Genomic DNA, 13,776 nt, shown 5'->3' with positions numbered 1-13,776 from the left:
AAAGAAAAGGATGTATGATGATGAAAGAACGGGTACAACAGTTATTTGATGAATGTCTTTCAGCTGCAACGGATGAGGAACTGCTTATCATGAAGCAGCTTTTAGAAGGGGTTAAAAGGAAGAAAGAAAAGGAAAATGGGTCAATCATTGGCGGAATATTTGCTATGGACCGTGAAGTGAAAGATGGGAATTTCGAAATAAGTATTCCGATCACCCCAGTTACATATAATTCACTGGAGATCGTTCATGGAGGAGTAACGGCTACTTTGGTAGACTCAGCTATGGGGACATTAGCCAATATGATGCTTCCAGAGGATTATGGGGCCGTAACGACAAATTTAAACGTTCACTACTTGGCCCCGGGTGTAGGAGAACGATTAACTGCTCATGCAACAGTGGTTCATCAAGGCAGTAAGACAATTGTTGTGGATGGGAAAGTTGTAAGTTCGGACGGTAAGATTGTTGCTCATTCTACAGGTTCCTTTTTTATATTCAAAAAGAAGCAGTAAACGAGCCTTATAAGACAAAAGAAAAGGTTGATTCCCCATTCGGCATTGGAGAATCAACCTTTTTATTATTCGTTTTCGACTTTTTCTATAAAGTTTTGAGTGTAGTACCTTTTGTATACTCCTACACCAAGATGGGTGAATTTTTGTTCCAATAAAATCTTTCGATGCCCTTCAGAATTCAGCCAGCCATGAACGGCTTCAGGAGCATCGGCGTACTGAGAAGCAATGTTTTCCCCTGCTGTATTGAACATAACATTTTCACTTTCTAGACGCTCGGAAAGGTTTCCAGATGTAGGTGAATCATGGGAGAAATATTCCTTTTCATACATTTCTTTACTATGCCCTCTTGCTACCTTTGCCGTTTCTTCATCCCATTTTAGGATATCTTCCTCAAATTGATGTCTGAGCACATTTGTAATATCAAAGATCTGCTTTTCACTGGCACCATTCACTTTATCCCATTCATCTTCACTCGGCTCCTGTTCTTCTGCCAGTTCCCCTCGATACATCATTTCATATGGATGCATCTCAATCAATGTCTGGCTATCCAGAAAGCGGATACTCGTAAGCTTACCGGTGAATTTGTCTAAATAAAGCTGGGCATAAATATCTCCAAGAGATATGAGTAACCTTGTATTCAGATCTTCTTCATTCAATTCAAATTGATAAGCCCCTGAATCATCATTTACCACGATTTCGGAATCAACAATGGTAAAACGGTAAATGTCTTCTAAACTTTGCCCCAATTTATAAGGGGCCACATCCACTTGATTCCCAATGGCAAACAACGTAACGACTTTATGATTATTAACGCCCATTTGTATGTACTGTTTATCCGAAATCGGGTAGATCCACCATTCATAACCATAGGAGCTTGGTTCAACCCGTTCCGGCTCTCCAAATGCTACTGTTACCTTTTTCGTATCTTTACCAATCCACGTTGATAAACCGGATGTAGGACGTTCACCAGGTGTTTCGATTGATTGGTTTAATTGGTTTTCGTTGTCTTCTTTAAGAGTTTGGGTTTCTGGTCCTTTTAGAGGTTCATTTTCTTGTTTTTGACCTTGATAAATACCAATAAATAAGATAATGACAAGAATGATCAAAATACGCAAAACTGTTCTCAGAAATTTCCCTCCTCTCTACTTTCTCTACCAAGATATGCTGCAAATGCTAGATTTATTATACCATTGTTTATGATTCTAAAACTTCAGTCTAGTATAAAGGATAGCATATTTTCATTCGTTCTAAAACAAATGAATCTCTAATGGGAGAGGTTTCTGTCCCAATTATAATAGAGATGATCAAAGATCATCTCCTCAAGATTAAAACGGTTTATTTCTGAAATTCGATTCAGATATATTTTCTAACGCAACGTAGGCCTGTCTGCCCAGTGATTCCCTTATAGCAAAATCACCTAAAGAGACCATCCCGAGCAATCGGTCTCCATCGACAATAGGGAGTCTGCGAATCTGATGCTCGGCCATGATATGAGCCGCTTCTTCTGCTTCGCTCTCAGGGCCAATGGTTATTAAGTGTGTACTCATAATGTCCTCTACCTTTGATGAAGCTGGGTGTTTTTCAGCAATACAGCGGAGGACGATATCCCGGTCTGTCATCATTCCAACAATCTTTTCACCATCCACGATGGGAATGGATCCTACATTATGTTCCTTCATTTTAAGAGCAACCTCATAGACATTGTCCAGTAATGAACAGGTTTCAACGTCTTTTGTCATTATTTCCTTGATTTTGGTCATATTTATCCTCCTCATGCGTTCAGAATCACTTTCTATATTTTTCACTTTCTCCTGAAGGATATTCACCTTTTATAAAAATGACATAATCAAATGATGCAAGACATTGCAAGATAAAGGTTTTTCCACTATTATTAAGAATGAGAAATACCGCATTAGTATCATTGTACATACACCGATATAAATGCTTCTACCATACGTATAGCATGTGGGCTCCATAGCCATCATGCCAGACAATATAGGAGGGAATTATTATGCGTTTTGAAGGAACAGAATTTGAAAGCTTAAAAGTGGATTTAAACCGATTAGACGAAATCATGGAATCTCATGGTCTTGTTCGTGCAGGTCAATGGGATTACGAAAGAGTAACATACGATCGCAAATTCGAAATTAGAGAAGGTATTTTCTATTTACGAATTCAAGGTCTTGCTGTTGAAGGAGATATCGGTAAGCATGACGCCGTTATTCAATTAATGACCCCACTATTAGGTAAGCACTATTATCCACATGGTGTAGAATACGGTGAAGGTGAAGAATTCCCTAAACACCTGGTCACTTCTTGTGAAAAACTTATTGCAGATGTCAAAAAAGAAGCAACGAACTTCGCTTGGTAATATCTGATTATGATTAGACTGTCTATCTTCAGACAGTCTTTTTCTATGTCTCATTTAGAGTGGACCTATCCTTCAATCTCCCCTATTCAACATTCGATAGAACGTGTATTAAACAGAAATAAATCCTTTGAAATTTCATTTTCTTCCTACTGTTCATTCTTCACATTCTCTCATATAATATATAGTAAGAGGTTTCTGTTAGAAAGGGGTACACAATTGTCAAAGTTTTTCACGAAAAAGGTATTAATGATTACGCTGATCTTCTTAATACTTGCTATAACTGCTTTTTTTATATTACCAGTTTCCGTCCCCTTAATTACTGCGATTATTACTGCTCTTTTCCTGGAGCCTGCCGTTAGCTTTATTCAAAAGCGTTTCTCGGCAAAACGTCGAATTGCGGTACTTTCCGTTTTTATACTGTTTCTACTTCTTATTAGCGTTTCCTCGTTCTTCGTTACTACCAAAGTCGTTGGTGAAGGTATCAAGCTGATAGAAGATGCACCGAAATATGTTAACCAGTTGAGCGATATATGGCTTGATTATGAGGATAGGCTGTTGAACGCGACGGAGGATCTTCCTGATGAATTAGTGAAAAGCTTCAGTGAAGACGTTCAAAACTTCCTGAATAGTGGAAAGACGAAAATTCTTAACTCTGTAAATATTGAAAAGATAAGCGTATTTTTATCTTATATACCCAATTACTTAGTAAGTTTTCTCGTTTACTTAATAGCTCTTTTTCTATTCATGTTGGATTTACCACGCATTAAGAAATCCATTTATGGTCACTTGACAGAAAGAACTGCAGAGAAAGTAACGTTTATGACTTCCCGACTCACTTACGTTATTTTTGGATTCTTTAAAGCTCAATTCCTGGTGAGTATTATCATCTTTATCGTTTCCTTAATCGGATTATTATTTATAGCTCCCGATGTTGCGATCGTTATGTCGATCATCATATGGGTGATTGACTTTATTCCTTTGATTGGATCGATCGTCGTGTTGGGCCCTTGGGCTATTTTCCATCTGCTGACAGGAAATATCGCATTAGGAACCCAACTTGCTGTATTAGCTGCCATTCTGCTTATTATTAGAAGAACGGTAGAGCCTAAGGTGATGGGTACCCATATTGGTTTATCTCCGCTTGCTACATTGATCGCCATGTATCTCGGGCTTAAACTCTTTGGTGTATTGGGCTTTATCATCGGTCCATTATTACTCATTGTGTTTAACTCCGCTAAAGAGGCAGGTATTATAAAAACGAATTTCAAGTTATAATTTAAAGGACAAATCCTATCGACTAGGATTTGTCCTTTTCTGAATCTGTAATGATAATTTCTTTGGCTATGTCACATTTTTGTTGATCTGTTAAGACGGACTCACGGACTTCATTTTAAAAGAAATCATAAAAAAACGGCTGTTTTCCCTGCGATAAGGCTTTTAGCTTATGAAGCTCCCCATCTCCGCATTGGAGTTTTCCCATTTGGATTAGAGCCTGTGGGGTATGTACTCCAAAAGCTAACCCGGAAAAAGTGTTTATATCCATTGAGATAGGATCCTCCACCTTTCCTCCCGCGAGCACTTCATTTTTGTTAACAATGAAAGTATTGTTATTCCAGGCAGCTGTTGAATCAGTAATGGAAAGTGACAGTTGATAGGAAAAATTGATTTCTTTTACATGTTTCTTTAAGAAGTTTTCCACGTCGACGATTCTTGCCATAAAGTATGGGTACTTCTCCATTTTAACTGCAGGGTCCTTCAACATATACGGTAAGGCTTCACACGGATTCAAAATAAGCTCTGCCTCTTTTACCATGGAGTCGTGCTGACAAATAAAGTTCCATAATCCAATTCTTGCATCACTTGTAAGTGGAATAAATTCTTCAACCTTTATCTTTTCCTTTTTCACTTCATATGTAAGATATCCGGTTGCGTCACCTTGTTCATTATAATATATAGCTATCCATAAATCCGTGATGCTTCTTTCCCTCCACCAGTTTTCAGAACGGACGAGCATACCATTATAGTCTTCCGCGTAACGATTATAAACCACTTCTAATTCATTGGGATACGTATCCTTGGTAAATCTTTTAATGTGGCCATTGTGAGGTTTTAAAGGTACAAGGTCCTTCTTCTCAAGCTGTACCTTGTGGAAGAATGTAAATACCTCCCAGCCGAATTTACGATAGAAATCAATATAAAATGGATGAAGCATGGATATGACTTTGCCTTCTTCCTTCATCATTAGTAATGAATGGTTCATCAATTGACGTATGTGCCCTCTTCTTCTAAACTCCGGATAGGTGGCGACTCCTGCAATGCCCCCCATGGGGTACACCTGTTTCCCCATCTGTATTTCCAAAGGTATCAGGTGAAGCTTTGCTGCTAATTTTTCTTCTTCATATATTCCATATACAGTATGTTCTTTAGTTTGTTGAAAACGTCTCTCCCTGTCTTCACTTGGTACAGCATACTGAAACGCATATTCGGATAACTGTAAGGATTCTTCAAATTGATCGTAGTTTAATTTTGTAATCATTATTTTTCTGCTCCCTTCTACTATTTCTACATTCGACGGGTATTCTACCATTCCCTTTAGTAAATCACCATTTATTAAACAAAGAAAAAAACCTATTATGTGATGTATCACATAATAGGTTTTTCTTTAATATCCCAGGATTGCCCGAATGACTGAGGTTGTTTCTCCGCCTTTGTAGAATACGTAAAGGAGGAGATACACAGCGACTCCTGTAATAGCCGTAAAGAACCAGATTAAACTAGTGATCGGTCCCAGCTTACGGTGCCTCGCTAAACGATCTTTATATCCTGTCCACAAGCTCATTAAACCAAATACAGCACCCGTTGTGGCCAATGTAATATGGAAAACCAAGAAAACCGTATAATAAATCTTAATGCTATCAGGACCGCCAAAAGACGTATTTCCAACAAATATCGTTCTGCTCATATAAATGATGAAAAAGATAAGCGCAAAAATACCTGCAAGTGTCATGGTTTTCTGATGTTGCTCAATCTTTCTCTGTTTAATCTGCCACCATCCAATTGCGACTGTCACTGCACTTAATACGATGAAGGTGGTACTAATTGTAGGTAAAATAGGTAAACCCATCTCTATTCCTCTCTTTTCTAAAGATACTAAGCTATGTACTTAGAGGAATGAAGTTAATCATCCCCTGATTCGTTACTGTTCTGTCAATTTTGGATCAATGGGATCATACGAGAGCTTTTCTTGTTTCTCCTGATCTTTGCGATACCATTGAAAAAACAGGTTGAATAGCATAACTCCAAATACAATCTCCTGAACAATCTTCATGATCACTCCGCCAAGCTGCTGATCATTTTGTGTAGACATATCAGTAAATAATTCCGGCCCAGTCAGCGTCAACCCTTCAAGAGTATTAACAGGCACACATAGTGCCAATGCTTTAAGAAACTCTTGTGGATCATAATAAGGGGCATATAAAGGATTCTCGGCAAAAATAATCAAACCGCATGCCGGTGTCAATAAGACTGCACTCCCAAGAATATATCCAATACGCTTGAGCCCACTTAAATCAATATCGTCATCCACTGGATTTAGTAAAGGCCACCACATGAATAAGGCTAGCAAGAATAGAATGATGGTCGCCAAACCGTGAAGAGTAGCATCAGTTCTGACATTATCAAACACTAAAGGAATATGATAAATCGAAAAGATGATATTGAAAGATAGTAATGAGATCAATGGTTTTGTCATAAACTTAAAGATTTGCTTAACCACTGGTAACTCAACTGCAGCTTTCCAGACCCATTTAGGTATTCCTAACACGAGCAGAGGAGTGACCACTAAATATAGTAACGCCATTTGTGCCATGTGAGCAGAAAATAAGATTGTGCTCATAATTTCTACTGGCGAACCCTTAATTCCATATAAGAGAACCATTGATAGAATAAAATAAGTGGCTTCTTTGCTGGTCAGTTTTTTACTTTCTTTAAAGCTGTCTCTCCATTTGACAGTGATTAAGAAATACACGACCGTTATAAATGCTAAAGCCAAGAAAAAAAACGGGCTCCATAAAGCCATAAAACCAAAAATACCTAAAGGCATTTCTTCACCTCATTTCACGTTTCCTAACCCCATTATACTGACAACCCTCCCCCACTTCAATGTAAGGTAATGACAAGTTCTTGACAATTAGAAAAGCGGAGCCGACTGTACAGGCCCGACAAGCACATTGGGAAAACCCAAAAAGGCGTTCTTTGCCTTATTGGGTTTTCTCAATGTGACCTCGAGGGACTAGGAGGCGCAGCTGGACAATGAAAAGCGGAAGCGGCTTGTACAGGCCCGACAAGCATAAGACGATTCTGCCGGAAAGGCGTTTTTTGCCTTTTTGGCAGAAGTGGCTTATGACCTCGAGGGCCTAGCCGCTGGAGCTGGACAATGAAAAGCGGAGCCGACTGTACAGGCCCGACAAGCACATTGGGAAAAATCCCACTCCAACGAAAAAAAGCCAGCCATAAGGCTGACTTTTTCTTTAGATCCATACAATCGTTACAAATGCTAACACTGTGATAAATGCAACAAGTGCACCAGAGTACAGGAATAATGCAGGAGCTTCATGACCTTTATGACTCATATGCATGAAGTAATAAAGTTGAAAAATTAGTTGAACGACTGCAAGTAAGAGGATGAAAGGTACAATAAAGTACTTATCAAAATCTCCTGCCACTGCAATGAACGCCACTAATGTTAAGAAAATCATTAACATGAAGGATGTAACCTGCATTCTCATGTCTTCTGCATTTTTCTTACGACGATATTCGTAATCTACACTTGGGTTACCTGAATTTGATTGTTGATTCGCCATCAGTTTATCCCACCATTCCCATTAAGTATACTACTGTAAAGATAAATACCCATACAACGTCGATAAAGTGCCAGTATAGAGAAGCTAAATAGAACTTTGGAGCATTGTAAAGGTTTAAACCACGTTTAGCGTTACGAAGCATTAAGCTTACAATCCATAGAAGACCGAAAGCTACGTGTCCTCCGTGGAATCCAACTAGTGTGTAGAAGGCTGAACCAAATGCACTACTAGTAAAAGTATGCCCGTATTCATGTACGTAATGATTAAACTCATAAATCTCTAATCCAAGGAACGCTGCACCTAGAAGAACCGTGACTAATAACCAAGCCTGCATACGTTGGAAGTTATAATTCTTCATATGATACATTGCATAAACACTTGTAAGAGAACTTGTTAAAAGTAACATAGTTGCAATAAATGCAAGTGGTAGATCGAAGATGTCAGCAGCAAGTGCATGACTGTCACTAGGGACTTTGTCTTTAAGCGCTAAATATGTTGCAAAAAGAGATCCGAAAAGAACCGTTTCTCCACCAAGGAAAAACCAGAAGCCCATGAACTTGTTTTTCCCCTCAAGGGTTGCCTTTTCAGGGGAGGCTGGCCAGGTCTTTGGCGTGAATTTTTCTTCAGCGTGCATTATGCCTTACCCCCTTTATCATCATCCATTAAATCTTCTTTGTGAACATGATATCCATGATCATCAAGTACTGAACGGAAGAACATTGCACCTAATGTAATAAGCATACCAATTACCAGAACAGGAATTGCCCATGCTTTATCACCATCCGGATGATACATAGCACCAAACGCTGCGATAAATAATCCGAGTGAAATGATCACCGGTAAGATGGAGTTATTCGGCATATGAATGTCTCCGATTGGTTCTGCTGGAGTTAAGTCTTTTTTACCCTCCATTTTCTCTAACCAATAAGCATCCAAACCACGGATAAGTGGAGTTTGCTTGAAGTTATAGAATGGCGGTGGTGATGGGATCGCCCATTCAATCGTACGACCATCTCCCCAAGGGTCATTAGAAACCTTAACACCTTTGACTTGAGTCATGATGACATTAACAAGAAGAACAATAACCGCTACTCCCATGAAGCCTGCTCCAATAGAAGAGATCAGGTTTCCTGTTTCTAACCCTTGACCAGGCAAGAACTTCCAAATACGACGAGGCATACCCATTAAGCCAAGGAAATGCTGAATAAAGAATGTTAAGTGGAATCCGATAAAGAATAACCAGAAAGCGATCTTCCCTAAGAAATCATTTAACATTGTACCGAACATTTTTGGCCAGTAATAGTGAGTACCTGCTAATAGGGCAAATACTACCCCACCTACGATAACGTAGTGGAAATGGGCAACAACGAAATACGTATCATGGAATTGATAGTCAGCTGTTGCAGCTGCGTTCATGATTCCAGTAACCCCACCGGCTACGAAAGTAGGAATAAACGCTACTGCGTAGAGCATTGGAGTCGTGAAGCTGATACTTCCTCCCCACATGGTAAGGAGCCAGTTAAAGATTTTGATACCTGTTGGTACGGCAATGGCCATTGTCGCAACGGCGAAGATTGCATTTGCGATTGGTCCAAGACCTACTGTAAACATATGGTGAGCCCAAACCATGAAGCCTAAGAAACCGATAAGCACGGTCGCAAATACCATGGATGAGTAACCGAATAAACGTTTTCTAGAGAAGTGTGGAATGATCTCAGAGAAAATTCCGAAAGCAGGCAATACAAGGATGTATACCTCAGGGTGACCAAAAATCCAGAAGAAATGCTCCCAAATAATGGTGTTACCGCCATTCGCTACATCAAAGAAATTCGATCCGAACATACGATCAAATAACATTAAGAATAACCCTACCGTTAATGCAGGAAACGCGAATAAAATAAGTGCCGAGGTAACAAATACTGTCCATGTAAATAGCGGCATACGCATGTAGGTCATACCAGGGGCACGCATATTAATGATGGTTACAAGGAAGTTGATCCCACCTATTAATGTTCCTGCACCTGAAATCTGTAAACCTAGTACATAGAAATCAATACCATGCCCTTTAGATGCCATTGAAAGTGAAGCATATGATGTCCACCCTGCATCTGGTGCTCCTCCTAAGAACCATGAGAGGTTAAGGAAAACCCCACCTGCGAAGAATAACCAAAAACCTAATGAATTCAGGAATGGAAATGCAACGTCACGAGCACCGATTTGTAATGGTACAACCGCATTCATGAATGCGAAAATCAACGGCATGGCCGCTAAGAAAATCATCGTTGTACCGTGCATTGTTAAAACTTCGTTGTATAAGCCTGCACTAACAAAGTCATTGTTAGGAACAGCCAGCTGTATACGAATGATAAGAGCTTCCAATCCACCGACTAGGAAGAAGAATCCTCCTGCCATAAGGTAAAGGATGGCGATCTTTTTGTGGTCTACTGTTGTTAAGTAGTCCCAAACAGTCGCGCCGAAGCCTTTTTTCTGTGCATAGCTACTCACGATTAAACCTCCCTTTAACTAATCCCCAATTAATCTTGAACTTTTAATCCCATTAAATATTCTGCAAGGGCATCAAGTTCATCTTCCTTCAGGTTACCGTATGTACCTGTCATTTTATTTCCTGGCTTGTACTGCTCAGGGTCAACTAACCAATTTTTTAGTTCTTCTTCATTGTGATCTAAAATACCTGCGATTCGGGTACGCTCACCAAAGTTTGCTAAGTTCGGAGCAAGACGTGCTGATTCAGGACGTCCATCCTGAGGTGATACTGCGTGACAGCTTAAGCATTTTTGGTTGAAGATTTCTTGTCCTTGTTGTGCTAAATCAGAAGTTGGTTTAGGTTCTCCTGCATTTTTCATATCTTCTACCCATGCCGTAAACTCTTCCTTAGGAAGCGCTTTTACTTTAAAGTCCATTAGTGCATGAGAAGGTCCACATAGCTCAGCACATTTCCCGTAGAATAATCCGCCTGCTTCTTTAGACTTTTCTCCATCAAATTCAAGGAAGAATGTGTTTACGTTGTCGACGTTTGTATCAATCTTTCCTCCAGCTGCCGGAATCCAGAAAGAGTGCTTAACGTCAGAAGCCGTAACATTGAAGTAAACCCTTTGATCGGTTGGGACAACTAAGTCCTGTGAAGTGATGATTTTTTCATCCTCATACTCAAATTCCCACCAGTAAAGATTAGCGCGAACATTTATAACTAAAGCTTCGCGATTACCATCTGCGTCTTTTTTGTCCATAGCTTTTGTATCCGCTAATTCGAAAGTCGACGTTACGGTTGGAACAGCCAGGATAAGAAGAAGGATTATTGGTATTACTGTCCACACGATTTCAAGTGTGTGACTACCTTCAACTTGTTTCGGGATAGTAGTATCTCCCTTTTTTCTGCGGAAACGAATAATTGCCACCATATAGACGATGACTACTACAATGATTACTAATACCATTATTAATGTAGACAGTATCATTAAATCATATTGTGACTGTGCTACTTCACCAGCTGGCTGTAATGTGGAGAGAAATGGCTCTCCACAACCAGAAAGAACTAGCGCTAACATTGCTACAATTGAGAATAAGCGCCACTTAGATAGCCTTGCTTTCATAGCTTAATCAAACCCCTCTTTCGTGTAATATACTTTTGAATAAAACAAGGACTCATGAAAATATCTATTTGGATTTCTTATCAGAAAGAATTCCCACTAATCTTAAATTACGGTAACGATTACCATCGCTACGAACAAGATAGTTAAATAATTTAGTGAATAGACAAACATAAGTTTCGACCACTTAATATCGTCTTTCATTTTGTAACCTGCGAGACCCAGTGCCAGCCAGCCAATGTTAAAGGCTGTTGCAAGGACAAAGAAGAACATTCCTAAATCCATCAAGAAGAATGGAAGTGGCAATAAAGCTGCAACCCATGCTACGATATGGTGCTTTGTGGTAGCAAATCCCTTCACCACTGGAAGCATTGGGATATTCGCTGCCCTGTATTCTTCCACCCTCTTCATCGCTAATGCGTAGAAATGAGGTGGCTGCCAGATAAACATCATTAAGAATAGTACCCAAGCGATTACATCAAGGTTTGCATCAACAGCTGCCCAACCGATTAATGGTGGAACCGCGCCAGAGATACTTCCTACAATCGTGTTGCTCACATATTTTCTCTTTGACCACATTGTATATAATACAACATAACTAAATACCCCGATAATTCCTATTACACCTGCAGTAACAGTGGTCATAAATAACATAATGATTCCCACTGCAATCATTATTAATCCCAAAGACAATGCTTTAGGTCCATTGATCTTGCCCGTTACGGTAGGACGTGCTTTTGTACGTTCCATCAGATGGTCGATGTCACGATCATACACATTATTAATGGTGCAAGAACCCGCAATAATAAGGGAAGAACCTATCAATGTAAGGAACATTATATCAAGAGAATTTAGAAAGTGCGTATTCGTAAAGTAAAAAGCTAACCACATACCTGTAAAGGTTGTAATTAAATTTGAATTAACGATACCAATTTTGATTAATGCTAAAAAATCCTTCCACGCAGTTGAGGTTGTCAAATCTGCTTCTTCTACGTTTGTCATCATTCGACTATTAGCCATTTTCTTCCTCCTCTCTATAAAAAGCCAGAGGCCAGTTGCCACCTCTATACTATATAGGAAATGTTTCACTATTTCTATATCACCTGTTAACATGCACAGATAAGAAATAGTATATATGCTATCAATATTATATTAAACCATATATTTTTTCCTTTTTGGGGGAGAATTAGACAATTATGTGAAGAAATTGTGAAGAAAGAAAAGCGCAGAGGTTTCTTCAAATTTCTACAAACATTTTAAACCCATCATACCATAAAACGAAGCTAAGCGCTTACAGATTTTGTTTTTCTGCAAATTAGTCATTATCTACTAATACCTATTCTCTTCATATAATTAATTATCATGCTCATAATTCTGTAACATTTTATCGGTTGAGTTTTACTGACCTTTTATGTATTATCGTAGGGGCATATATATTTTTCTACTATATTTATAATTTAGAAAGTGTGTAGAGTCTATTAGTTAAGAAGGTGAATAGATTGCATAAAGGTGTTCACAAAGGATTAAAATGGCTTGCCGTCCTCACTACTCTTGGCATGTTATTTGTTCTATTAGGAGGAGCCCTTGTAACAAAGACAGAATCTGGTATGGGATGCGGCCGGTCTTGGCCACTATGTAACGGGCAATTAATTCCAACTGATATTACATTTGAGCTTGTCATAGAATTAGCACATCGGGTTGTCTCCGGTGGTGTAGGCTTACTGGTATTGGCCTTATCAATATGGTCATGGAGAGCGATTGGATATAAGCGCGAAACGAAATTTCTTGCTGCACTCTCTTTCTTTTTCTTAGTATTACAAGGTCTTATTGGAGCTGCCGCTGTACTTTGGGGACAATCAGACTTCGTACTCGCATTGCATTTTGGAATTTCTCTTATATCATTTGCTTCAATCTTATTATTGACACTGCTGATTTTTGAAGTCGACCAGAAATTTGATGCCCACTCATTGGTCATCAATAAACGCATGAGATTTCATACAATCGGGGTCACTTTATATAGTTACATTGTTGTTTATACTGGAGCTTTAGTAAGACATACGGATTCAAGCTTAGTATGTAAGGATTGGCCGCTATGTGTCAATTCGTCCCCGGGTCTGCCCACAAATCTCTATGAATGGATTCAGATGGGACATCGAACAGCAGCAGGACTCATTTTCTTATGGATTGCATATATCACATATATTGCGATTAAAGAGCATAAACACCAGAAGGTTATTTATTGGGGATGGATCATTGCATTTACGCTGGTATCTCTTCAAGTCATGTCCGGAGCACTCGTTGTGTTCACACGATTGAACCTTGGGATCGCTTTATTACACGCATTGATCATCTCTTGTTTATTCGGTTTACTATGCTACTTCATTTTACTTGCTTCAAGAAGTAAACTTAAAGAATAGAAAAAGGAT

General features: G+C 39.1%; 14 protein-coding genes. 4 read left to right on the top strand and 10 right to left on the bottom strand.

Features of this window, described 5'->3' with window-relative positions:
- Positions 1 to 14 precede the first annotated feature (14 nt).
- The gene (locus tag AAEM60_RS09290; RefSeq protein ID WP_341357848.1) at positions 15 to 509 is read left to right on the top strand and encodes a PaaI family thioesterase; all 495 of its coding nucleotides are present in this window, start codon (positions 15 to 17) and stop codon (positions 507 to 509) included.
- Between the two features lie 65 nt (positions 510 to 574).
- Here the strand turns inward: AAEM60_RS09290 and AAEM60_RS09285 are convergent, their stop codons facing one another.
- Positions 575 to 1,624, bottom strand: a complete 1,050-nt coding sequence (locus AAEM60_RS09285) for a CAP domain-containing protein (RefSeq protein ID WP_299740609.1) — start codon at positions 1,622 to 1,624, stop codon at positions 575 to 577.
- A 210-nt stretch (positions 1,625 to 1,834) separates the two neighbouring features.
- Positions 1,835 to 2,269, bottom strand: a complete 435-nt coding sequence (locus tag AAEM60_RS09280) for a CBS domain-containing protein (protein WP_299740607.1) — start codon at positions 2,267 to 2,269, stop codon at positions 1,835 to 1,837.
- 251 nt (positions 2,270 to 2,520) lie between these two features.
- On the opposite strand from AAEM60_RS09280, the gene AAEM60_RS09275 reads away from it, so the two are divergent.
- Both AAEM60_RS09275 and ytvI read left to right on the top strand, forming a co-directional pair.
- A complete protein-coding gene (locus AAEM60_RS09275) occupies positions 2,521 to 2,880 on the top strand; it encodes a YugN family protein (protein ID WP_299740606.1) in 360 nt (119 codons plus the stop codon).
- 216 nt (positions 2,881 to 3,096) lie between these two features.
- Positions 3,097 to 4,155, top strand: a complete 1,059-nt coding sequence (ytvI, locus tag AAEM60_RS09270) for a sporulation integral membrane protein YtvI (protein WP_299740604.1) — start codon at positions 3,097 to 3,099, stop codon at positions 4,153 to 4,155.
- A 115-nt stretch (positions 4,156 to 4,270) separates the two neighbouring features.
- Here ytvI and AAEM60_RS09265 read toward each other — a convergent pair whose 3' ends face one another.
- The 8 genes from AAEM60_RS09265 to cyoE all read right to left on the bottom strand — a co-directional run bounded on the left by AAEM60_RS09265 (position 4,271) and on the right by cyoE (position 12,370).
- Positions 4,271 to 5,416, bottom strand: coding sequence for a GNAT family N-acetyltransferase (locus AAEM60_RS09265; protein WP_299740602.1), 1,146 nt, complete (start codon positions 5,414 to 5,416; stop codon positions 4,271 to 4,273).
- A gap of 126 nt (positions 5,417 to 5,542) precedes the next feature.
- Positions 5,543 to 6,004, bottom strand: a complete 462-nt coding sequence (locus AAEM60_RS09260) for a DUF420 domain-containing protein (RefSeq protein WP_299740600.1) — start codon at positions 6,002 to 6,004, stop codon at positions 5,543 to 5,545.
- Positions 6,005 to 6,076: 72 nt separating this feature from the next.
- Positions 6,077 to 6,982 carry a cytochrome c oxidase assembly factor CtaG gene (gene ctaG, locus AAEM60_RS09255; RefSeq protein ID WP_299740598.1) on the bottom strand — a complete coding sequence of 302 codons (906 nt, stop codon included), beginning with the start codon at positions 6,980 to 6,982 and terminating at the stop codon, positions 6,077 to 6,079.
- A 427-nt stretch (positions 6,983 to 7,409) separates the two neighbouring features.
- On the bottom strand, positions 7,410 to 7,742 hold the full coding sequence (ctaF, locus tag AAEM60_RS09250; protein ID WP_044337517.1) for a cytochrome c oxidase subunit IVB: 333 nt from the start codon (positions 7,740 to 7,742) through the stop codon (positions 7,410 to 7,412).
- A gap of 4 nt (positions 7,743 to 7,746) precedes the next feature.
- Entirely contained in the window at positions 7,747 to 8,376 is a 630-nt protein-coding gene (locus AAEM60_RS09245; RefSeq protein WP_044337518.1) for a cytochrome (ubi)quinol oxidase subunit III, read from the bottom strand.
- The gene (gene ctaD / locus AAEM60_RS09240; protein ID WP_299740595.1) at positions 8,376 to 10,247 is read right to left on the bottom strand and encodes a cytochrome c oxidase subunit I; all 1,872 of its coding nucleotides are present in this window, start codon (positions 10,245 to 10,247) and stop codon (positions 8,376 to 8,378) included. Before ctaD ends, AAEM60_RS09245 begins: the two co-directional genes overlap by 1 nt.
- Positions 10,248 to 10,276: 29 nt before the next feature.
- Positions 10,277 to 11,353 (bottom strand): cytochrome c oxidase subunit II, encoded by a 1,077-nt coding sequence (gene coxB, locus AAEM60_RS09235; protein ID WP_299740593.1) that lies wholly within the window; start codon positions 11,351 to 11,353, stop codon positions 10,277 to 10,279.
- A gap of 102 nt (positions 11,354 to 11,455) precedes the next feature.
- Complete coding sequence (cyoE, locus tag AAEM60_RS09230; RefSeq protein WP_299740591.1) at positions 11,456 to 12,370, bottom strand: heme o synthase; 915 nt, start codon at positions 12,368 to 12,370, stop codon at positions 11,456 to 11,458.
- A 479-nt stretch (positions 12,371 to 12,849) separates the two neighbouring features.
- Between cyoE and AAEM60_RS09225 the strand changes: the two genes are divergently transcribed.
- Positions 12,850 to 13,767, top strand: coding sequence for a heme A synthase (locus AAEM60_RS09225; protein WP_299740590.1), 918 nt, complete (start codon positions 12,850 to 12,852; stop codon positions 13,765 to 13,767).
- The last annotated feature ends 9 nt before the right edge of the window (positions 13,768 to 13,776 follow it).

The sequence above is a fragment of the Rossellomorea sp. y25 genome, from assembly GCF_038049935.1.
GTDB lineage: Bacteria > Bacillota > Bacilli > Bacillales > Bacillaceae_B > Rossellomorea.
Note: the sequence above shows the minus strand (reverse complement) of the source record. Positions and strands in the feature narration are given on the sequence as shown.